Here is a 22,514-nt window from a genome sequence, read left to right as displayed (position 1 = left end):
CACTCGTACCGCATTCGGCCCTAAGAAACGGATTGTCAATGTCAGTTCAACCCTCTGCCGTCGGTCCCCTCCCTCCGTACGATCCAGAAATCGCACCGTTCATCGCCAGCATTCCACGCCACGAAGACCAACGGGCCGCGCTCAAAGTGATGATTCAGCAGAGGGAATTAGTTCTAGGGGAAGATCAGATTACTCGCAATGGAACGTTCACCGCTCGCACGAAGGTCATACAGGGCCGGCAGGGACGCTCCGTGACCCTGCATGTCATACGTCCGGCACGCCAGCCGACACGTGGTGCTATCGTCTGGTTGCATAGCGGCGGGATGGTTTCCGGGGCGGCTCTCTCACTGGATCTTCCCCAAATTTTGGACATCGCCGAAGATCAGTCCTTACTCGTCGTTGCAGTGGAATACGGCCGGGCACCCGAAAACCCCGCCCCAGCCGGGATGCTGGATTCCCTTGATGCTTTTAGATGGGTCGCAGCCCATGCAGACGAACTCAACTATCCACGGAACGCCCTGTTCCTGCATGGACTCAGCGGCGGTGCTGGCCTCGCCGCTGCAGTAGCGTTTGAAGCGCGGGCAGCCGCCCTGGAATATGCCGGCTTGGTCATCGACGGGGCCATGATTGACGATCGGATGGGCTCGCACTCCTATCAACAACTGGAAAGCAGCGCTGCAGACGTCGCCAGCATGTACCGCGTGATGTGGAACGCCGTCCTGGGAGAGGCCTCGCCCTCGATACTTGACGATTATCCACACCTCGCTGTTGGCCGACTTATCGACGAAGATTTCTCCGGCTTTCCACCCGTATTTCTCATGTGCGGCGCCAGTGATGCCTTTCGAGACGACACAACGGCTTTGGCTCAGGCAATCTGGCGCTCCGGTGGCACAGCAGACCTCCACCAGTGGGCGGGCACAATACATGGTTCCGATCTGATGGTGCCCGAAGCCCACGTCTCCAAGGAGTCGGCAGCCGTCCGGAGAGGGTGGTACGACAGGAGAATGACGAGAATCGAACAAGACGCGAAACAGTCGCTGGACGAGAAAGTTCAGGCCATCTGAGCGGCTCGTGCCCTCCTGAATCCACCCAACTTACTCGCTTCCGGTCTCCACGCTCTGGCCTATAACCACAGGCGAGAGTAGCGTCCATTTCGAGGAAATGTTCACTTGAGACGTGTAGCGCATCGGTGGCTAATCAGCGCTAGCCTCTACTCGGAGGGCTGGAATGTCCGGTTGGAATGTTGATAACGCTGCGGGGCCTCTGGGTGCAGGCACGGTTACCCTGGTTGAGGGTTCGTCTTTCTGTATCTCCTTGGGGAATGGTGATATCCATCCTGAGCATCCGCATGGTCTTTTCGTCCAAGACACTCGTATCCTGTCGCACTGGGGCTTGTCCGTAGACGGCCAGCTCGTAGAAGAGTTGGGGGCTGAAACGAAGGAGCCGTACCGCGCGCTATTTGCGGGGCGGGTACCCGACCTTAGCGGACGTGCCGATAGCCCCCTTATTGTGGAGCGGCTGCGCGAAGTAGGGTCGGGAATCCACGAACAGATCACCGTTCGGAACTACTCGCCGGTGAGTGCGGACTGCCTGGTTTCGCTTCGGGTTGCGGCCGATTTCGCTGATCTTTTCGAAGTGAAGGAGGCCCGAATCAAAAGGCGTTGGGACCAAACCCGCCACAACCGGGGCGATGAGCTGGTCATTCAAGCCACCTGGCAAGATGTCCGAAAGGGCGTTGTTATTCGTGCCCCAGGAGCACAGGTTACGCCCGAAACACTGACATATAGGGTGACCATCCCACCGCACGGCCGGTGGAGCACAACTCTGACGGTGATGCCCGAAACCCAGGGCGGCAGTCGTCCAGCGTCTTTCGTTCACGCCGACGGCGAACTCTCCCCCAGTGACCAACGCCGACAACAGTGGGTGGCCAAGATTCCGGTCCTGCAGATGGGGAACCGGTCGATTGAACGGACTATGCGGCGTAGCTATGACGATCTGGGTGCACTCAGGATCGAAGACCCTAATCACCCAGACCGGGTCGTCGTGGCCGCCGGTGCACCGTGGTTCATGACCCTTTTTGGCCGGGACTCACTATGGGCTTCGGAGATGTCGCTTCCAATTGATCCCTCCTTAGCGCTGGGCACGCTGCAAACGCTCGCCGATCGCCAGGGACGCATAGTGGACCCAATTAGCGAAGAAGAACCCGGCAAGATTTTGCACGAGGTCAGGTTGGATGTCTCAAGCGCACTGGCGCTGGGAGGAAAAGCCACCTATTACGGCAGCGTTGATGCGACCCCCTTGTTCGTCATGGTTCTCGGATCGGTTAGTCGTTGGGGATTCGCAGCGGACACCATTGCCGCTCTGCTGCCTCATGCAGACCGCGCGCTTGAATGGATTCAGAAGTATGGGGACAAAGACGGCGACGGTTTCGTCGAATATGAGCGCCTGAACAATCGGGGGTTGATTAATCAGGGCTGGAAGGATTCCTGGGACGGAATTAATTTCGCGGATGGAAGTATGCCCGAGCCACCGATAGCCCTGTGTGAGGTGCAGGCGTATGTCTACGGAGCCTACGCGGCCCGCGCCTGGATGGCTTATGACGCCGGCGACGATGCCCTGGGGAACGAGTATGCCGATCTCATGGTGCAGTTGAAGAAGCGCTTCAACGAGGAATTCTGGATGCCGGAACGTGGCTATTACGCCGTGGCCTTGGACGGCAAGAAGCGCCAGGTCGACGCTTGCGCTTCCAACATGGGTCACTGCCTATGGCTCGGACTTGTGGATGAGGACAAGGCGCCGTCGGTGGTGAAGCACCTCATGTCCCCCGAAATGTTCAGTGGATGGGGCGTCCGAACCTTGGCCACGGACATGGGCGCCTATAACCCCGCCAGCTATCACAACGGTTCCGTATGGCCCCACGACAACGCCATTATTGCAGCCGGGCTGCTGCGATATGGGTTTGTGGACGCGGCTCAACGGATCTCGACCGCCCTGCTGGAGGCCGCCGAGTTTTCCGGTGGCCGCCTCCCTGAACTATTTTGCGGTTTCAGCCGAGAACAATTCGCCGTGCCCCTGCCCTATCCGACGGCATGTTCACCCCAGGCCTGGGCATCAACAACGCCCATATTGCTGGTGACAGGCCTAATGCGGTACGACGCACACGTTTCTCAAGGCGGCGTTTGGATGGACCCAGTCCTCCCCGCGTCCTTTGGCGACGTCCACATCACCAACGCTCCCATGGCTGGCGGACGGATCACCATCGACATCTCAAACTCCATCCCATCCGTCGAGGGGTTACCCAAAGACTTGACTTTCCATCGCGGGCACAGGCCATGGATCACGGAGCTCGTAGATCAAGCCGACCGACGCCGAAAGAGCTAGCATCTTGGCGGCAAGCCAAGTGCTCATTGTGGTTGGGTGCACGTTGCTGACACGAGCTAGGGGATCCTCCGCGGGGACCCCAACCACGGGTGAGACACCAGAGCATCGAGGGTCTTGACCTTCGTATTGCTTCATACAGCACTGGGTCCGCTGTCCGCATGAGTCGTCACAGCAGGAGTCACAGCGACTGAGAACCGCGGGCCCCAATGAATCCCTAGCGGCCCAGGCTTTGGCAAACTAAAGCTTGGAACACGAGGCCCCAGCCCCGCATCGTTTGACCGCTCACCGCATCTCTTTTCGGGTGAAATACTTCAGAAACTTACTTTTCGATACGCAATTATGTTAGCGTGGACACATCGATATTTCGGTCTGTGAGGCCCGAAACCGCCGACCAAGTCTCCTGGACTAAAAGAGCAGAGGGCATAAAATGTCATTGGATCCAACACAACGTAACTCGCTCGTTCTCCCGGTTGTGTGCGCACCCATGGCGTGGGTGTCAGGGCCCGACTTGGTCCGCGAAGCGTGCAAATCAGGAATCATGGGCGTTCTGCCCCGACACAACGCCGCGGACATCACACAATTCGGGGACTGGCTCCGTCAGATCCGCCGCGACCTTGACGAACACCACCAACGTAATCCCTTAGCGATCATCGGCCCCCTGGCAGTGAATTTCTCTCGACGCTGGACCGATGACGAAATGAGAGCAAACCTTGATCTCTGCGCTCAGTACGGTGTAGACGTCATCGTCAGTGCCATGGGCGATCCGACCGAACTCACCAGGACTGTGCACGGGTGGGGCGGCAAGGTCTTTCATGACGTGACGAGTATGCGTTTCGCTGAGAAGGCAATTTCTGCCGGCGTCGACGGCCTGACTTGCATCGTAGGCGGAGGAGGTGGCCACTCTGGGCTACTCAGCCCATTCGTCTTTATTCCGCAGGTGCGGAGCATGTTCGATGGCACAATACTCTTGGCCGGGGCCATTTCAACCGGCGCCGCGATAAGGTCCGCTGAGATCCTCGGGGCTGATCTTGCGTACCTGGGGACTCGCTTTATTGCGACTAAGGAGGCTAATGTTGCTCCCGCGTATCGGCAGATGCTTGTAGAGTCGAGGTCGACTGACCTAATCTATACGAGCAGTGTCACTGCGGTTCCGGCCAATTGGTTGAAGCCCTCACTCGCCTCAATCGGCTTAAATCCTGAGGAACTTCCGGTCTCATCCGGCCGGGGCAATTATGACCATCTGCCGCCCAACACCCGACCATGGCGTGACATCTGGAGCGCCGGCCAAGGCATCGACCTCATAGACGATGCTCCTTCAGTATCTGAACTGGTTCAACGCCTGCGTATCGAGTACCAAGCTGCCTGCCAGATTCCCGAATTTCGCTCGTTCCATGAGAACTGGTAGTAGCGATGCTGTTGGAGCTTAGCGGTTTGGAAGCTGCGACGGGGCTACAAAATTACGCGTTCGGCTATGCCAATGTAGCACCGAGGATCCATTCGGCGGCCTGGATCACTCCGACCGCAGCGGCCGCTCGAAGTGCGGACCGCGTACTCGACAGCGATGATCGAATGCGTAGTAGGCTCAATTCACCCGGCGGATTGCACCACTACCTGAACAACATCCAGCGACGCTCTCTTTTGGGGGTGCAGCCATGACAGAGCTAAGGACCGACCGCCCAGCGCCGGGGGTACTCCGCTGCCGGTTGGACGGAGTGGAAACTTTGAACGCGCTTGATGATCCAGTCAAGCGTGCCTTGTTGGAGCAAATTCTCCAGTCAGCTTCAGATCCTGAGGTGCGTGTGCTGATGCTGACCGGTGCTGGCCGCGCGTTCTGTTCCGGTGGCGATATTCGAGGCATGGGGCAACGCACCCCAGCTGAGATGAACCAAGTGTTGACTTACGGCCGCCAGATCATCGAAGGCCTTTACAACCTGCAGAAGCCGGTCGTGGCCGCCGTGAATGGCATCGCTTCGGGAGCTGGTTTCAACCTTGCCCTCGCCTGCGATGTCATTTTGGCCGCCCCGCAGGCCTGGTTCCAACAATCTTTCGTAAAAATGGGACTAATGCCGGACATGGGGGGAACATATTTTCTCGCCCAATCCATCGGGTTACATCGGGCCAAGGAGGCGGTGCTGAATATGCGCAGGTTTTCCGCGCATGAAGGCAAGCAGCTAGGTTTCGTTGCCGAGGTTCTGGAAGGTGAGTCGTTCGACGACCAAGCCGTGGCGTACTGCGCAGCGCTCTCCCGGCGAGCCCCTTTGGCCCTGGGCCTGACCAAGTTCCTTACCAACCGCTCTGTGGACGGCACCCTCCGCGATGCACTGGACCGTGAGGGTCTTGCGCAGGGAGTCTTGGCTGCCACTGACGACCACAAACGTGCCGTGAGCGCTTTTCATAGCAAAGAAGACCTGGACACCATCGAGTTCACCGGTCACTGAAGCAACACCGTTCCCCGTGTAGAGGACAACGGCACTCGCTGTGCTCGATCGTCCCGAAACGGGATCCACCCAACAGCCCAAAGACGTCCAATTCAGATGCAGGCGCGCCTTGTAAGATTATGTGCTGGCTCGCCGACAACCGCAGGACCGGCCGGGAAGACAGACGATGCCTGTCCCCGGCTGTGACCACGCAAGTGCTGAAGGTGCGTCTTGAAGATCCGAGTCCGGTTGCGGTGGCTATGGTCGGTCGATGTCCGTGAAGATCTCGAGCACGTTCTTGGCGTGGGTGGTGGCGTCGTAGGGCATGTTGCCGATGCCCTTCGTGGCGGGTGTGGCGGTCACGGGTTCCCACAATTGGTCAGTTTTGCCTGATGCAAGGGCGAGGAGGGCGTCCCGAACGAAGGTGTCGCGGAGTACCTGCTCGTCGCTGGCGTCAGGTCGGACCTGACCAACGATGCCGTACATTTCCGTGCCGTGGACGGCATGCGCACCTTCCGCAGGACCGATGGAGAGCAGATGTGCGCTTCCTCCAGCCGCGGCGTGCGCGAGCGCGCCACGGACCTGAGGCAGGGTGAAGGAGAAGTCGGTGAGCAACGCGCCGCGGGCCTCGACCGGGGTGCGCCCTTCGACGTCGTACGCAGCGATGATTTTTCGGGCGCGGCTGCGTGGGATGCGGTTCCGGGCGGCGAATTCCTCGGCGAGGTCGCTGATGCTGCCGGGGTCGAACTCGTCCGTCTTGTGCTGGACCCACCAGTCGGTCTCGTGAGTGGTGCTGCTGAACAATATGTCGACGTCTCGGTGGCGTCCGGACTCGAGGGCTCTCAGGGGATGATCGGCGATGACGCCGCCGGGCTGAGTGCTGTCATCGACGATTGCGATGACGTTGTTGTCGATGCCGTGCCGTGCACCAGGGTCCGACAGTTGCGTTTTGCTCATCGTCTCGGCGAGCAGCTTCGCGTCCACGTTCAGGAGCTGTTCGGGATCGTCCTGAATTCCCAGCTCGGTGAGGACTTCCAGCGCGCGCTCTTCCGCTCCCCAGGCCGGCACCAGGCGTGATGGCATGCCGGAGAACGCGGCGATGTGGTGGCAGAGGCCGTTGGCTGATGGCGCGGCAAGAAGGCCGAGGGCGGAGAAGGCGCCGGCGCTGTGGCCGGTGACGGTGACGTTCTCCGGGTTCCCGCCGAATCGGGCGATGTTCTCCTGCACCCATCCCAGCGCGGTGATGATGTCCTGCAGGCCAAGGTTCGTGGCCTCCTCGAGTGCACCGCCATAGTGGGAGAGGGAGAGCCAGCCGAACGGGCCGAGCCGGTAGTTGATCGAGACGCCGATTGCCCGACCGGTCGCGGCCAGGCCTGACGCGTTCGAGGTGGTCTGGGTGTTCGCCCCAAGCTCCCACCCGCCACCGAAGATGTAGACGACCACAGGGAGTGGCTCGTCACCAGCGTTTTCGGGTGCCCAGACGTTGAGGTTCAGGCAGTCCTCACTGAACCCGTTGTCGGCTTCGAGCCAGCTGGTGTCTCCGGCTTGAAGCGGTGCGGGTCCCTTCTGGTCGTAGGGGAGGTCCGGGTTGAAGGGCAGCAGGGTGGCTCGGCGGAACCGTTCAGCGGTGGCGTAGGGAATGCCCAGCCAGGAGCGAACTGCGTGTTGGTTGGTAGAGGTGCCGCTGGTGTCGGTCACAGGTGAAGTCCTTTCTAAAAGCTCAGTCAGTTTCGGGGGTAATGGAGTTGTTGTGGATAGACGCGTTTGGGCCAGCGGTCCGCAGTTGTTCCCAGTGGTGGAGTCGTTCGCTGATGGCGCGTTCGTATCCGTTGGTTGTGGGTTCGTAGAAGGTCTGTCGGGGCATGTCGTCGGGGAAGTAGTCGGCGCCGGAGAATCCGGTGTCCGTGTCGGGGTCGTATTGGTAGCCCTTGCCGTAGCCGAGGTCCTTCATCAGCCGGGTGGGGGCATTGAGGATGTGCGCTGGCGGCATCAGCGACCCGGTTCCTCGTGCTGCGGCGCTGGCCCTGTTGAAGCCGCGGTACACTCCGATCGACTTGGGCGCTGTTGCGAGGTAGAGCACGGCTTGGGCGATCGCGAGTTCGCCTTCCGGGGAACCGAGACGTTCATAAACGTCCCAGGCGGCGAGGGCCTGCTGTACCGCGTTGGGGTCGGCCATGCCGATGTCTTCGGTGGCGAAGCGTGTAAGGCGGCGGGCGATGAACAACGGGTCCTCGCCGCCGTCGAGCATTCGGGCAAACCAGTACAGGGCCGCGTCCGGGTCCGAGCCGCGCATCGACTTGTGGAGCGCCGAGATGAGGTTGTAGTGGCCTTCCTGCGCCTTGTCGTATAGCGGCGCGCGCTTCTGCACCGCGGCCGCTAGGGTTGTCGGATCCACGGGCGCGGGCAGCGATTGGACCTGTTCGATCATGTTCAGCAGGTACCTGCCGTCTCCATCTGCCATGGCGATAAGTGCCTGCCGGGCGTTCTCGTCCAGGGGCAGTGGTGCACCGAGTATGTCTTCTGCGCGGTTGATGAGGGCGTGGAGCGCCACGTCGTCGAGGCGTTTCAGGACGAATACCTGGCAGCGGGACAGCAGTGCGCCGTTGAGTTCGAAGCTGGGGTTTTCGGTGGTTGCGCCGACGAGGACAATTGTGCCGTCTTCGACGTAGGGCAGGAAAGAGTCCTGTTGGGCACGGTTGAAGCGGTGGATCTCGTCGACGAAGAGCAGTGTTCCCTGCCCGATCTCCCGGCGGCGCTGGGCTGCTTGGAACACCTTGCGAAGGTCCGCGACACCCGAGAAGGTGGCGGATAGCGGTTCGAACGCCAGGTTGGTTTGCTCTGCGAGGAGGCGGGCGATGGTGGTCTTCCCGCAGCCAGGTGGCCCCCACAGGATCATCGACACCAGTCGTTGAGCGCCGACCATGCGCCCGATCGGGGCATCTGCTGCAAGGAGGTGGTCCTGGCCGAGGACGTCCTGCAGTGTGCGCGGGCGCAGCCGATCGGCGAGGGGCCGTGAGGAATCGTCCATGTCGAACAGTGACATCGGTTGCTCGCTCACGATCGCTCCTCCGCTTGGCGGCCGGAGACGAGGTCGTAGGAGTCCTGCACCAGGTTCTCAACGAGCCGCTTCGTCACACCTGGGCCTGGGCCGACGGAGATCCAGTGCTGTTTGTCGAGGTACTGACCGGGAGTGATCGTGTCGTGGTCGCGGCGGAGCGCGTCGCCGTGATGCGGGTCGACCTTGACAGTGATGATCTGCTGTTCGGGGTTGTCCTCGGTGATGATGAGGAACACCTTGCCACGCACCTTCCACACGTCGAGGTGGGGCGTGAACGGCCGCCCATTGCTGACATCGCCCAGTGCGGCCGCGGTGTTACGGGCTGCCTGTTGCAGCAGGTCACCAGAGAGGGTCATCAGCCTGTCCTGCCAAACAGGACGGGGTCTACGGGGCGCTTCGCCTTGGGCAGATTTTCGACGACGAGCAGGTAAGACTCGATAACCAGCTCATCAACGAGGGTCTCCGTCAGGGTTCCGCCGGGGTGCAGCGTGATCCAGTGTTCCTTGTTCATGTGATAGCCGGGGGTGATGTCACCGTATTCCTCGCGAAGTGATTTTCCGTCTTCGGGGTCGGCCTTGACGATCACGATGGGTTGTCCCGTGACCTCGGTCATCAACATGAAGACCTTCTCCCCCACCTTGAACACGTCCCAGTCGGGCCCGAACGGATGCTCGAGTCCGGCGCCCGGCAGCTCTTCGACGCGGTCCCTGGCGCGCTGTTGCAGCGTGTCACCGTGCATGTGTTCCTCCTTCGTCGCGTTTCATCCAGTCGAAGTGCGTACCATTGTACGCACTTGGTCTGACAAAGGAGGAACCGGTGCGAAAGGGCAAACCGAATGATCCAGAGCGCCGGGCGCGAATCCTTCGCGCAGCCCTTGAAATCATTGGCACGGAAGGGGTTCACGCCGCCTCGTATCGGCGTATTGCCGCGCAAGCTGGTGTGCCGCTGGGGTCCACAACGTACTACTTCTCCGATCTGGAGGCCCTGATCGTCAGTGCGTTCGAGACACTCCGGGATGGCCTGGAGCCCCGATACGCGGCCCCGCTGCGCGCCGCCCAGAACAATGCCGAAGCAGTTGAGGTGCTCGTTGACGCCACGTGCGGCACGACAAGCCCGACCCTCGATGACATCCGGCTCTACGAGGAGATGCGCCACTACGGAGCACGAAGCTCTCAGGTGGCGGACCTCCTCCGCGACTTCCAGGAAGAATCCCTTGTGATCCTCCGCCGCTCCTTCTCCGACGGTTCCGCCCGAGCCGTCGACGCTCTCTTGTGGGGGTGGTGGAGTTATCGCCTCTTCCACGAAGACCTGCCGCTTGACCAGAACATGGTCCGCCGCGCGTACCAAGCACTCGTCAACCTCCCCGCTATCGAACCCATAGCAGCCCAGGGGACCCACGGTGACTAATACCTTGCGCGCTATCCACTGGCTTGCCTGGTCACACCCAACGAACTCACCGTTTCCCAGGTACAAATCCCCGACGTCGAGCCTGGGCAGGTGCGCATCCGAGTCACGGCGTTTGACGTTAATGAGTCCGAGGTCACCAATCGAAAGGGGCAGTCCGGCCCGGACTTCTCCTTCCCCCGATTCTGGACATCGAAGCCGTCGATGCCGTCGGCGACGGCGTCGAGCTTCGCCCAGGGCTAAAAATCACCAGATGATGGGATGACAATGAACCATGGGCCGGCCGTTCGATCTCCGGAAGCCACAACCGAAGCCCATCGTCGGGGCACCAAACAAGAGGTGAATTTAACTCGGCACGGTTGCCTGGATCGGAGGCGATACAAGCTTGCAAGTATTTCGTTGGCGAATGTCTTATGGATCACCGTGACGATAGCTGCTTATGTGTCCGTACCGATGCAAGACCGCGGTCTTTTGGGCCGCGGTCCTCTGCGACCTCACCCCAGCATCAGTGAATCGACGAAGGATATCAATGTCTACTGGAGACCAAAGATTTGGAAACGCCGACGGCGCCCATGGTGGCACGCGGCATTTGAAAATAAGTGACATCCGAATAGTCAACAAGGCCGCCTTGAAGCGCGCTGTTGCCGGAACAGTCGTCGGGAACATCATCGAATGGTATGAGTTCGGTGTATTTGCCTACCTCATAACCGTAATGGGCCCTGTCTTCCTGCCGCAGGCCGATCCGACAGTCCAGTCGCTGTACCTATATGGCACATTCGCAGTTACATTCGTTGCCCGGCCGTTGGGCGGCGTTTTCTTCGGATGGCTGGGAGACCGGATCGGGCGACGGAAGGTTTTGACGTTTACGTTGCTCCTGATGTCCATCGCCACGTTTGCTACCGGTCTGCTCCCGGGCTACGCCGTTATCGGGCTCTGGGCTCCGGCCCTTCTTGTGTTCCTGAAACTGCTGCAAGGGTTCTCAGCCAGTGGAGAATACACCGGTGGTGCGACTTTCCTGAGCGAATACGCTCCAGATAAGCGACGGGGCTTCTATGTAGGATTTATGGGATCCAGTTACCTCGGATTTGCCGTTGGAGCCGGTCTGGTGGCTGTCCTTCAGCTAAGCCTGGGTCAGGACGAGATGCAAGCCTTCGGCTGGCGTATTCCTTTTCTCATCGCTGGGCCGCTTGCTGGGATAGCCCTGTATTTCCGCTATCGGATCGAAGAATCCCCTACCTTCAGTGCAGTCCTGAAGGAACGCGCTGAGGAATCCCGCAAAACCGGTGAGATGGCAAAAAATCCGGGCATTGTGCAGGTCGTTCGGGCCCACGGGCGCTATATCCTGCCCGTCATGGGTGTCGCGGCGGCCGGCAACGTCATTGCCTACACCATGACGTCGTTCACTCCCACATATCTGAATCAGACGTTGGGCTTCCAAGGATCCCTTGGCACCCTTGTGATTTTTCCCTTGTTCGTCCTTGCGGCCTTCGCAACCCAGTTCTTTGCCTCGCTCTCGGACAAGATAGGCAGGAAACGGATCCTGTTCAGCGGCGCAATCCTGGGCGTCGTGCTTCCGGTTCCAGCGTTCATGATGATGGGGTCCGGCCAGCTTTGGGGTGCCCAACTCGGGACACTTTTCATCATGATCTGCGCCACCCTCTTTTCGTCGAGCTACGCTTCTTCGCTACCTGAGCAGTTCCCTACGCCGTCGCGCTCCAGCGCTCTTGGGCTTGCATACAATGTGGGAAATGCTGCCTTTGGCGGTACGGCTCCACTGGTTGTTGCGGCGCTTATCGGAGTTACCGGGAACAAGATGGTGCCCGCCTACTACCTGATGGGCGCTGCCCTTCTTGGACTAATTTCCGTCTTTTTCCTCAAAGAAACAAGCAGGAAACCCCTAAATGGGTCCATGCCCAACGTGGAAACAACGGAAGAGGCCCAGTACCTCGTTGATAGCCAGGACACCAACAGCCTCATCGACTCAGCGGAACTGCCTCGCAGCCCGCTTGCTCATTCAGAGACCGAGGGTGGAAGCCGTATTTAAGGGTCTGGAGGGCGTCTTGGCGATTGGGCCGATCGACCGCACGGCGACGCATTGATGAACAACCGCAACTGCGGCCGCAATGACCTTAAATGACCACGGCTACCAAGGCGCACCGAATGAGTAGCAACGAAGCGACGCTGCAAGGAATGGAGCATCCAAACAATGGGGCCCGGAGAAAGGTACTTTAGCCCATGATTCGATTTGAAGAGCGCCCCCTCACAAGTACAGGGCAGCGCAGCACAGTGCTGGGTTTTGGCGCCATGGAGCTACGGGGAGCCTCGCACCGCGTGCCCCGTTTACTCGATAAGGGAGTTGCTGAAGCGCTTCTCAATACCGTGCTCGACGAAGGCATCCGATTCATCGATACTTCAATCGACTATGGGGAGAGTGAAGAGCTCATTGGGCGCCATATTGGCCATCGTCGGTCGGAGTATCTGCTCGCGTCCAAGGTGGGCTGTCCTCTGGACCACCAACCAGATGGCCCTTCCTACGGCCCTCTTGTCCATGACTATTCCCCTGCGAATATCCGTGCAGGGATCGAGCAAAGCCTTTCGCGTCTTCGAACTGATTATTTGGACCTGGCGCAGGTCCACATTGGGCCCTCTGTAGCGGTTCTTCAACGTGATGACGTGCTGGAGACACTGGAAGGTGCCAGGGAGGAGGGCAAGGTGCGGGCGATTGGCATATCCTCAACTTTTCCGGACATCCTTGACCACATCGACCTCGGCGTATTCGAGACGTTCCAAGTCCCGTATTCCGCACTCGAGCGTTCTCTTGAAAAATATCTTCCACTTATCAACGCCTCCGGCGCGGGCGTCATTGTGCGGGGAGGAACGGCACGCTCGGTGCAGGCAAAACAGATTGTGGACAGCCGTGCTGACTCGCCGGCGGATCTTGCCTTCGACGATCTGCTGGATGGCGACGACTTGCAGGGATTCCTCCTTCGCTTCGTGATGACGCGGACGGAAGTGTCCACAGTCATTGTCGGAACAGCCTCTCCTGAGCATGTACGGGAGAATGCCCAGGCTGCAGCTCGAGGGAGTCTGGCGGAGGACGTCTACGCAGAAGCAAAGCGGCGATTGGATAGGGCTGGATTCCGCACTTCCGATCCAACTGATCAAGGCTTTTGATAACGCCCCACCCATAGAGCCGGTTTTGTACCTGCAAAGGGATGAAGCCAGGACATCATCGAGGAATCGACACATGGAACGGCGACGCTGTTCGCTGCCCTGGATGTGGTCGCCGGAAAAATGGTCGGCTCCTCCAGCCCGTGGCCGCGTCGCCCTCAAAACCCTCAAACAAAACTGAGACAGACCACTAGCAGTCATATAGAGGCCGGACGTCTAACGGCCAACCACGTCCACCCGCAGACATTCGCCCAGCGTTACCGCCGGCCTGCGCCTGGGCACGCCAGCAGCGCTCTCCAGGAATAGACGGAAGAATCTCATCGACATTTTCCCACTACCCCCGTGTAGGAGTGCTGGACCATTGACACCGAGCTATGTGACGGGCATCATGATTCGTGCCGCCTAATGGAACGCCGTGCCGAATCTGGCAAATTGGGTGGGGAGCTATTGACCAACCCGACTAATCGGAGGTTACGCAGTGAGTTATCCAACACCGCCCAGTGGGGCTTATACGCAAGCAGCTAAGGCTGGTCATCGTCGCGTAGGACCCGCAGTTGTCGTGGGCACCGCTCTCGAATATTTCGATTTCTTTCTGTACTCGGCGATGGCCGGACTCGTAATTGGCCCCACGTTCTTCCCCTCATCGGACTCGACGGCAAGCGCAATGGCGGCCCTCGCCACGTTCGGCGTCGGGTTCCTCGCCCGCCCACTTGCGGGACTTGTGTTCGGCATTCTGGGAGATAAGTTCGGACGCAAGGTGGTATTGTCCTGGAGTCTTATCCTGATGGGCGGATCCACGGGACTGATGGGATTCATTCCTTCGTACGATTCCATCGGCGTGGCAGCCCCAATCCTGCTGGTCGTGCTTCGCATCTTCCAAGGTATTGGCGCAGGCGCAGAGTTCAGTGCTGCGATAACGGTCTCGTATGAACATGCCGGGGACGGCAAGCGCGGGCGGTTCGGCTCTCTCCCGACGCTAGGAGTCAACTTGGGTGTCTTCTTCGCCTCACTCGCGGTGGCCGGCTTGGCCATGATCGGCGACGACTTTTTCTACTCCTGGGGTTGGCGCATCCCCTTTGTAATAAGCTTTCTCGTTGCCGTCGTGGGATATGTAATTCGCCTCAAGCTACCGGAAAGTCCCGATTTCGAGGCAATGCCAGTGGCAGAAACCCGGAGAAGCTGGTTTCGTGTTCTGACCGACCTATTCAGGTCCGACTGGAGAGGCCTGGTCATCGTATTTGCTGCCTACGCTGGCTACGCACTCATCGCGACTCTGTGGAAGACGTTCTCTATTTCTTACCTTGCTGAATTCAAAGACATAGGCGGTGCTGTCAGTAGCTTCGGCATAACATTGGCCAGCGCGGTCGCAATTTTCTGGACGCCATTTTGCGGCCGACTCTGCGACATGATCCCTGTTCAGAGAGTCCTGGCGTTCGGCGGCCTGCTGGTCATCCTCTACGCGTTCCCTTTCTTCTGGCTACTCAACACGGCAGTCCCGCTGTACATCTGGATCGCCTTGATTCTCGGCACGGGCCTTCTTGCACCACTTCTCTCCGTAGCCACAAGCCCCTTTATGGCACGCCAGTTTGCGACCAAATCCCGTGTGACGGGCATAGGCGTGGCCAAGGAATCGAGTGGCGCAGTTGCCGCCGGATTCGGTCCGGTGCTGGCTTTGGCACTCATAACGGCCTCCGGGACCGATAGCACGGCCGCCGTTTCTGGCATGTTCATCGTCGGTGGTATTTTGTTCGTGTTCGCTGCCTGGGGCGGCCGTACAACACCACCCTCCATCGCTACAGCGGACCAATCGCTGATGACGGAGGTTTGATCGAATGGACGCGTTCCAGAGGGCTGCGCCATATCAGCAGGCAAATGATACGAGTACCGCCCTCATTCGTAAGCTGACAGGGTTGCCGCAATTGAACAGGTACTTTCGCCTTCAAGCTAGCTCCGCGCATGCAGTCCGTCCTGGCGCCGACGAGGTCCGGGGGATTCTGTCGTCAACTGCCCCGGCCCTCACCAGGGCCAGGGCACATCAACCAAGACATAGACACAAGCGCCCTGTCGCCTGGCAGCGCGAGCGGCCTTCATAGCCTTGAACGCCAACAGAGATCATGCTGGCAGTTGTCACTCGCCGGTACCTAATGGGGATTCCTCTGATGGGGTTACCCCCGACGGTTGTCTTGTGCTGGGCTCGCTCACCCACGCGCCGTCGGGCAGGCAATTCTCGGCCCGATCCCTTCCCCAAAGCTGTCGCTAAGCGGGGACTTGGGTCCGCGTTCACCGGGGCTGTGTTCCCAATGACATTCCGTTGGCTCCCCCGCGACCAGGTCGAATACGAGTAACCGACACGATGACGTCCTCGTAATAGTCGATAAATCCCGAAGTGAAATCACAGCACGATTCAGCAGCGTCCCTGCCGGTGGTCGTTCGACGTTCCGACTGGTACTTCCGGACGCAGTAAGCTGGCGAGATCATGTGCAGTGGCGGCTAAATTGGGAGGAATCGCGTGGCCAGTGACGGCGTGAGAAGCGTGTTGACGGCAATGCGGGTGCTGGAGCGGCTTACCGAGCCCGGTCTGGTGGGCGTATCGGAGCTGGCAAGAGACCTGGGACTCCCGAAGTCGTCCGTACAGCGGATGCTCCGCACGCTTCAGGAGGGAGGTTGGGCCGCCGAGGTCCACGGCGAGGTGACCCGTTGGACGTTGACGCCGAAGATGTTTCAGTTGGGGCAGCGACATCAAGCTGGCAATGATCTCCGCACGATAGCGCTACCGGTGATGGAGCAGCTTCGGGAGGAGACCCGAGAGACCATACATCTCGCGACCGTTAAGGGGGACTCTGTCTTTGTCCTTGAGACTCTCGACAGCCCTCAAGCAGTACGCGCGCACGTCTCTCCAGGTATGTCGATTCCACTGTTGGCCTCCGCCCACGGGCACGCCTTTCTCTCGACACGGTCTGAGAAGGAGGTTCAAGGAGTCCTGCTCCGGGGATTGACCGCCTACACACCATTTACCATCACGGATGTTGCTACTCTTGGCTCTGCCATTCATCAAGCCCGGGTGCGGGGCTACGCAGTGAACGACCAGCAGTGGCAAGAAGGCGTCCACGGTATTGCAGCCCCCATCGTTGTCGCCGGCGTAGGGGTCGCTGGGATAGGCATCTCAACCCCGATTCATCGAATGTCTGCTGAGTTGCAAGACAAGTTCGGTGGAATGTTAGTGAAAGCTGCCATTGCCATCGCCCATCGCCTCGGAGAAGATCTCTGAGTCTGTGGCTCCCTGCGCCCGTTGCGCTTTTACTGAAATTGTTTTCCCCGATCTTGCGACGGACCCCATGTCAGTACGTGTAGGTGGCGAGTCCGTGCCTTCGATAACCAAATCCAGCACTACGGACCGGTTATCGACGGTGATTTTTTGGGCGACGGCCTGAAGCGGTTCCTGTTGGAACATAGTCAGCAAGTAGTGTCCAGGGGCGGGAAGGGGAATCGTGTAATTTCCGCGCGAATCTGCCCGCGAAGTTGCTACCCGCTCGCCCGTTGCCCGCAAGAGAGTCAGCACCGCGGCGGGCGCTGCCTCCCCGAACGCCATCGCACGCCCGCTGATTTCAAGTCGTTCCCTTAGATGGAAGTCATGCTTGCCAGTCTCACCATCAAAGTCGAAGATTTCCGCAACCGGCGCCCACCCCCTCGCGCTGGCTACTACCACATACTTCCCGACCCCCGGCAGCGCAACGGAGTAGTTACCCTCGGTGTCCACGAGGCTCCAGTCAACGGGTTCGCCTTCCGTCTGAAGGACGCTGACGAGTGCTGGCGTCAGCGTCCTGTGGTTCGGCGCCAGGACGCGTCCCTGCACCACGAGCTCGGCTGCCGAAGCCGCAGAGCGATGTGTTGCTCGTGGGATGAAGAAAGCTGCTGTGATGCATGCGCCGCACGCCAGCGCGGCCATCCAGAAGACATCTCTGAATGCGTCAAACGATGGCAGCGGGGCTCCTCCTAAAGGCATGGTGACCGACGTGAGGATCGCGGCGATCACGGCGCTGGATGTTGACGTCCCGATTGAACGGACCAAGGTGTTCAAGCCATTGGCGGATGCAGTTTCCGTGATCGGAACCGCGCCCATGATCAACGTCGGCATGGCGGCATAGGCGATCGCCGTGCCGATAGCCACCACAGCGGAACCTAGTATCACCCAAGCGATAGAGTCATGAAGGAAGACCCGGCCGACATAGCCAATGATCATGACTCCAGCACCCGCCATGAGGGCACTTCTGCCACCAAAGTTGCGAATGATCGCGCCCGCCGCTGGAGAAAAGATCACCATTGCCAACCCGGAGGGCACCATGCACAAACCGGCATTAAATACAGTAAGTGCAAGTCCATAACCGGTTGCTGCAGGGAGTTGAAGTTGCTGGGTGGTAAGGAGCATGTTGGCAAACATGGCAAAGCCGACAAGCAGGGACGCGAGGTTGGTCATGAGAACAGGGCGCCGGGCTGTGGTCCGCAGGTTCACCATGGGGTGACCGGCCTTCAGCTGGTAGGGCACCCAAAAGACCATGAGAACAGCGGCGGCAAGGAATAGTACGATCACAAGTTCCGAGCGCCAGCCCCATGATCCGCCCTTGGAGATAGCCAACAGCAGTGCGCCCAGTGCTGCGGACAGCACGAGCGCGCCGATGTAGTCGAAGCGGCCAGGCGAGCGGACTTTGGATTCGGGAACCACCAGGAGCACCGCGGCCAGCAACACAACGCCGGCAGCTGCGGAAACCCAAAAACAGGCCTCCCAGCCCAAGCCTTCGTAGAGGAGCCCCGCGAGGGGAAGCCCCATGGCGCTGCCAATGCCCAAAGTGGCGCTCATGAGCGCCACGGCTGAACCCATTTTTTCCTTGGGAAGTTCATCGCGCATAATGCTGATCCCCACCGGGATCAGAGATAAGGAAAATCCTTGGAGTGCGCGGCCGATGATCGTCCAAAGGAAGGTCCCGCCCAGCGCCGCGATGATGGAGCCGACGACCATGATTGCGAGGCAGATTATCATCATCTTGCGCTTGCCGTACATGTCGGCACTGCGCGAGACCATAGGAGTAGCCACTGCGCTGGAAAGCAACGTGACGGTCACCGTCCACGACGCATCATCCCCGGAGACCGAAAAGACGGCGGGAAAAATGGGCAGCAGCGGCACGACCAAGGTCTGCATCAGCGCCACAACGGTGCCGCTCAGTGCAAGCACTGCGGTGATGGCGGAAGCTTTGCGCTCCCGACGCGGGAAAGGGGGTGCTGTCATGAACGGAGAACCTTTTCGGGAAGAAGAAACCGCCGGCAATAAAGGGGCGGTACCGAAGTTGGTGAACAATCGTTCATCGACAAGTGCAAAGATTATGCCTCGGCAATTCCCAAGAGATCCAACACATCTGGGCGGAACAGGTCGACTAGTCCCTCCCAAGTCGAGGATGATTACCCACGAGACAGAGGTGCTGCCTTCAACGTGGTCCGATAAGCGCGGTTGGTCTTTCGGAGTGCATTCTCACGGTTACCAGGACTCGCTGGGGTGTTTCGGAACCTGCAACCAATTAAGATGGTCGCTGCTTGCTCAGCTGTTCGTAACTAGATCTTTTACGAACGAGCCTTCCCGACTCTGGCGTCCTCCCAATCGCAAACCCGAACAGCCATGATGTCAAAGCTGCCAAAGCAGACGCGGAGTTGCACGACATCGCATACGGATGGGCCGATACGCCGCGTGCGGCATGGGCTGGCCGAAACGCCTCTCCATCCACGCACCCAAGCCGACTAACGGCGCTAGTGTCAAAGGAGCCCTGCTTGTTCCTGCCCCCTAAGCACGGTGCTGGCCTCGGCAGCGGCGCTTCCCGGCTGAATTGTAGATGCCGGTGCGACCGACACCTCCACCGAACCGTGAGCGCCGTGATGTGGGGCCGGACGTCCCCTCGGAGGTCGTTGACAACACGGGTGTGCGTGTCGAACACCATGGTCGGGCGCGAGGTCGTGTTGTAGGCAGGCCAGGCGAGGCTGCCCGTTGAGGGTCGCCTGTCCTGGCGAAGTTCATTCAGGCTTCGAACATCTTGTCGCCAACATCGAAGCGGTCTCCGTTCGGGTCAGCGGCGATGCGTGCCTCGTTGGAGTCCTCGCCGTCCCAGGCGGCGCCATAGTCCTGGCAGTGGAAGATGAACGGAAGCTCGACGCCGTGTGGTGACCACATGCCGTCGAAGCACGGAGTCCTCCACTGGCATTCGTACGCGGATACAGGAGCCCCCACCTGTTCGGCTTTGGCCGACGACAGCCTCAGCGAGTAGTTCCAGAAGCCGATATCGGTTGTGATCCGGAGCAACAGCTCAATCTTCGGCAGTGACGGCATTGGCCCGGGCTGCGGGGCGCCCTCCGCCCACGTGTTGCCCCTCAGGATTCTGCCATCGATGACCGGACCGTATTTCAAGTAGTTCGTCAACCCATCAGGGGTCAAGGCCGGATCGGTCACCTTCTCCAAGTAGCGCTTAATCGCCTTCGCCGGGCATCCGAGTGAGGCCGGATGCCTCGCCTTGCAAAGGGGGCCGAAACGGTTCCGGGGCTGACGTGGCGGCTTGGAGGCACACTTGTTCCCCACCCCAGAGCAACTCGCCGCAGTGCTAACCCAGACGATCGCCGCGTCCGTCCCGTTCAAGCTCACCGCCGGACTGCATGAGGCCATCCGCTACACGAACCCGGTTACCGGATTCACTCACCATGGTTTCCTCAACATCGCGGTGGCCACCGAGGCCGCCCTGCGGGGGGAAGACGTGGAACGGGTCGCGGCACTGCTCGCGGCCACGGACCCAACCGCTCTGGCCGAGCTCGCACGTACCTCCGCGGGAACGTGGCGCAAGTTCTTCATCTCATTTGGCACGTGTAGCGTCGCCGAGCCCGCCGAAAGCCTGGCCGGTCTGGGCCTGTTCCCCCCAGGACTGGGATAAATGGAATGCCCGCCCTCTGAAACAGCAGGGCGGGCACCCTCCCACCCCACACGACCTGCCCCTGCACTCAGAAAGAATCTTCCGTGACTACTGCCGCCGACCGTTTCGCAACCGAGGGTTTCGGCCCCGAAAACCTGCCCTACGCCTCCTTCTCCCCAGCCGGCGGACAACCTCGACTAGGCGCACGCCTCGGTAACCAGGCCATCGATCTTTCCGCACTGTCCGATGCAGCGGGCGGACTTGACGACAGCGTCCAGGCCGCCATTTCAACTCCGAATCTGGACGCGCTGCTGGCGGCCGGATACCAGGCATGGACAGCTTTGCGGGCCTGGCTTGTCGATGCCGTAACCACTGACGGCAATGACGAGATGGTCGCGGATTCCTCTTATTCGGTTGACGATGTTCGCCTGCACATGCCTTTCACCGTGGCCGACTACGTCGACTACTACGCCTCCGAACACCACGCCGGCAACGTGGGTAAGATCTTCCGTCCGGACCAAGCGCCGTTGCTGCCCAACTGGAAACACCTTCCGGTGGGCTACCACGGACGCTCCGGCTCGGTGATTCCTTCCGGCCGGGATTTCCCGCGTCCTAAAGGTTTGCGGCCCGAGCAGAACGGCACCCCCAGTTTCGGCCCGTCCCGCCGCTTGGACATCGAAGCCGAGATGGGGTTCATCCTGGGTGGATCCGCCCCCGCTGGAGAAGTCTCGGTGGCCGGGGCCGCTAAACACCTCTTCGGCGTGGTGCTCTTCAATGACTGGTCCGCACGCGATATCCAGGCCTACGAATACGTCCCCCTCGGCCCCTACCTGGGGAAGTCGTTCGCCTCAACAATTTCCCTCTGGGTCGTGCCCTTCGAAGCATTGACCGCCGCCCGGGTCACTCCGCCGGCGCGCGAGCAGGCGCTTGCCTCGTATCTGAATGACGAGGGGGATGAGCCGTGGGGACTGGACATCACGATGGAGGTCATCGTTGACGGGTATACAGTTGCACGTCCGCCTGTGAGCGCCCTTTACTGGACTGCACCTCAAATGGTTGCTCACATGACCGTCAATGGCGCTCCCCTGCGTCCAGGCGACTTTTTCGGCTCAGGGACGGTGTCCGGCCCCGAGAAGAACCAGCGCGGATCGTTCCTGGAACTGTCGTGGGGCGGAAAGGAACCGTTCGCCTTGACAGCGGATACTGAAATGAGCTTTCTGGCGGACGGACAAACTGTCACCCTCCGGGGAACAGCCCCTGGCCCGGGGGGCTCAATCATCGATTTTGGTGAGTGCACCGCCACGGTGCTTCCCGCAACCTGAACAGGCAGATTCAAGGAGTTCTTAGGCTGATGGATGTTCAGAAGCGTCCCACGGCTGCCCTTTCAACTAGTCTGACTGGGCTGCGGAGGGTTTAAATCCCTTGAGACGGCCCCTCGGAAACCTTGACTGACGAGGGATATAGCCGCTCCCGACGGACGACACTGAGGGAAACGTCATCTACGGGTAGTTACAGGGTTCGTTCCCACCGACGAAACGATTGGCACCGGTGGGACATTTTCCGATCACTTATCTAAGCATCGCGGGAACGGCAACGCCGGAGACCCTGGGTCTCCGGCGGCTGCCTTTCTGATGTGAAGTGCTTAGTTTTGCATGATCGTTACAGGCATACCGTTGGCAGCGGCATCGCAAATGGTCCGATCTCGTCCGGAGGCGTCTACTGCGGTGGCCTCACCAAGGACTGCAGCGGCCACAGGACCAACGTTGACACCACAGATGTTGGCCGCGATGCCAACCACTGCTGCCACTGCTGCCGTGGTGATTCTGCGCATGATGGACATTTTTGTACTCCCTGGACTCGTCCGTTCTTTCCCCAAGTCATCCCCAGAAGCTGGAATACCCACAGGTATGCCAACAGTGTCACGTGGAAATACGGACATCATGGTTTTCTTAGGTTCCGCCGGTTGCGGTAGAGAGGAGCGGGGGCCGGCTTGTCGGATCGCATCGCCGCCATGCCACTGTCACTGGCCTTTGAAGAAGAATCCCATACCAACCCCGGTATTGCCCTTCTATTTTCGAGCCGAAAGGTAAGTATGCTTAGTGTCAATGATTTGAGTAGTAAGTATGCTTATAAATTTGTGGTGCA

At 59.8% G+C, this 22,514-nt stretch carries 19 protein-coding genes; 12 read left to right on the top strand and 7 right to left on the bottom strand.

Annotated features, from left to right (window positions below):
* Positions 1-251: 251 nt before the first annotated feature.
* The 4 genes from VUN82_13180 (at position 252) to VUN82_13165 (ending at position 5,819) form a co-directional block, all read left to right on the top strand.
* Entirely contained in the window at positions 252-1,064 is an 813-nt protein-coding gene (locus VUN82_13180; GenBank protein ID XAS70081.1) for an alpha/beta hydrolase fold domain-containing protein, read from the top strand.
* 163 nt (positions 1,065-1,227) lie between these two features.
* Entirely contained in the window at positions 1,228-3,381 is a 2,154-nt protein-coding gene (locus VUN82_13175) for a glycogen debranching N-terminal domain-containing protein (GenBank protein XAS70080.1), read from the top strand.
* Between the two features lie 427 nt (positions 3,382-3,808).
* Positions 3,809-4,786: a nitronate monooxygenase gene (locus tag VUN82_13170; protein XAS70079.1), complete on the top strand. Its 978-nt coding sequence runs from the start codon at positions 3,809-3,811 to the stop codon at positions 4,784-4,786.
* Positions 4,787-5,093: 307 nt separating this feature from the next.
* The gene (locus VUN82_13165; protein ID XAS70078.1) at positions 5,094-5,819 is read left to right on the top strand and encodes an enoyl-CoA hydratase-related protein; all 726 of its coding nucleotides are present in this window, start codon (positions 5,094-5,096) and stop codon (positions 5,817-5,819) included.
* A gap of 237 nt (positions 5,820-6,056) precedes the next feature.
* Here VUN82_13165 and VUN82_13160 read toward each other — a convergent pair whose 3' ends face one another.
* Genes VUN82_13160 through VUN82_13145 form a run of 4 tightly spaced genes read right to left on the bottom strand, consistent with a single transcriptional unit; the run spans position 6,057 to position 9,595 of the window.
* Entirely contained in the window at positions 6,057-7,496 is a 1,440-nt protein-coding gene (locus VUN82_13160) for a carboxylesterase family protein (GenBank protein ID XAS70077.1), read from the bottom strand.
* 22 nt (positions 7,497-7,518) lie between these two features.
* A complete protein-coding gene (locus tag VUN82_13155) occupies positions 7,519-8,856 on the bottom strand; it encodes a replication-associated recombination protein A (GenBank protein ID XAS70076.1) in 1,338 nt (445 codons plus the stop codon).
* Positions 8,853-9,212, bottom strand: coding sequence for an MmcQ/YjbR family DNA-binding protein (locus VUN82_13150; GenBank protein XAS70075.1), 360 nt, complete (start codon positions 9,210-9,212; stop codon positions 8,853-8,855). Before VUN82_13150 ends, VUN82_13155 begins: the two co-directional genes overlap by 4 nt.
* Complete coding sequence (locus tag VUN82_13145) at positions 9,212-9,595, bottom strand: MmcQ/YjbR family DNA-binding protein (protein ID XAS70074.1); 384 nt, start codon at positions 9,593-9,595, stop codon at positions 9,212-9,214. Before VUN82_13145 ends, VUN82_13150 begins: the two co-directional genes overlap by 1 nt.
* A 77-nt stretch (positions 9,596-9,672) precedes the next feature.
* On the opposite strand from VUN82_13145, the gene VUN82_13140 reads away from it, so the two are divergent.
* The 6 genes from VUN82_13140 to VUN82_13115 all read left to right on the top strand — a co-directional run bounded on the left by VUN82_13140 (position 9,673) and on the right by VUN82_13115 (position 16,699).
* Entirely contained in the window at positions 9,673-10,263 is a 591-nt protein-coding gene (locus VUN82_13140) for a TetR family transcriptional regulator (protein ID XAS70073.1), read from the top strand.
* 90 nt (positions 10,264-10,353) lie between these two features.
* Positions 10,354-10,503 carry a hypothetical protein gene (locus VUN82_13135; GenBank protein ID XAS70072.1) on the top strand — a complete coding sequence of 50 codons (150 nt, stop codon included), beginning with the start codon at positions 10,354-10,356 and terminating at the stop codon, positions 10,501-10,503.
* 286 nt (positions 10,504-10,789) lie between these two features.
* A complete protein-coding gene (locus VUN82_13130; GenBank protein XAS70071.1) occupies positions 10,790-12,304 on the top strand; it encodes an MFS transporter in 1,515 nt (504 codons plus the stop codon).
* Positions 12,305-12,495: 191 nt separating this feature from the next.
* The gene (locus tag VUN82_13125) at positions 12,496-13,434 is read left to right on the top strand and encodes an aldo/keto reductase (GenBank protein XAS70070.1); all 939 of its coding nucleotides are present in this window, start codon (positions 12,496-12,498) and stop codon (positions 13,432-13,434) included.
* Between the two features lie 556 nt (positions 13,435-13,990).
* On the top strand, positions 13,991-15,259 hold the full coding sequence (locus tag VUN82_13120) for an MFS transporter (GenBank protein ID XAS70069.1): 1,269 nt from the start codon (positions 13,991-13,993) through the stop codon (positions 15,257-15,259).
* A 681-nt stretch (positions 15,260-15,940) separates the two neighbouring features.
* The gene (locus VUN82_13115; protein ID XAS70068.1) at positions 15,941-16,699 is read left to right on the top strand and encodes an IclR family transcriptional regulator; all 759 of its coding nucleotides are present in this window, start codon (positions 15,941-15,943) and stop codon (positions 16,697-16,699) included.
* On the opposite strand, the gene VUN82_13110 is transcribed toward VUN82_13115, so the two are convergent.
* Both VUN82_13110 and VUN82_13105 read right to left on the bottom strand, forming a co-directional pair.
* Positions 16,649-18,712 carry an MFS transporter gene (locus VUN82_13110; protein XAS70067.1) on the bottom strand — a complete coding sequence of 688 codons (2,064 nt, stop codon included), beginning with the start codon at positions 18,710-18,712 and terminating at the stop codon, positions 16,649-16,651. The two genes, VUN82_13115 and VUN82_13110, sit on opposite strands and share 51 nt — an antisense overlap.
* 777 nt (positions 18,713-19,489) lie before the next feature.
* Positions 19,490-19,918, bottom strand: a complete 429-nt coding sequence (locus VUN82_13105) for a hypothetical protein (GenBank protein ID XAS70066.1) — start codon at positions 19,916-19,918, stop codon at positions 19,490-19,492.
* A 115-nt stretch (positions 19,919-20,033) separates the two neighbouring features.
* Between VUN82_13105 and VUN82_13100 the strand changes: the two genes are divergently transcribed.
* Together VUN82_13100 and VUN82_13095 are read left to right on the top strand one after the other, a co-directional pair.
* A complete protein-coding gene (locus VUN82_13100) occupies positions 20,034-20,390 on the top strand; it encodes a hypothetical protein (GenBank protein XAS70065.1) in 357 nt (118 codons plus the stop codon).
* Between the two features lie 83 nt (positions 20,391-20,473).
* Complete coding sequence (locus VUN82_13095) at positions 20,474-21,691, top strand: fumarylacetoacetate hydrolase family protein (GenBank protein XAS70064.1); 1,218 nt, start codon at positions 20,474-20,476, stop codon at positions 21,689-21,691.
* 320 nt (positions 21,692-22,011) lie between these two features.
* Here VUN82_13095 and VUN82_13090 read toward each other — a convergent pair whose 3' ends face one another.
* Positions 22,012-22,200, bottom strand: coding sequence for a hypothetical protein (locus tag VUN82_13090; protein XAS70063.1), 189 nt, complete (start codon positions 22,198-22,200; stop codon positions 22,012-22,014).
* Positions 22,201-22,514: the final 314 nt, after the last annotated feature.

It is taken from the genome of Micrococcaceae bacterium Sec5.1 (assembly GCA_039636795.1).
GTDB lineage: Bacteria > Actinomycetota > Actinomycetes > Actinomycetales > Micrococcaceae > Arthrobacter.
Note: the sequence above shows the minus strand (reverse complement) of the source record. Positions and strands in the feature narration are given on the sequence as shown.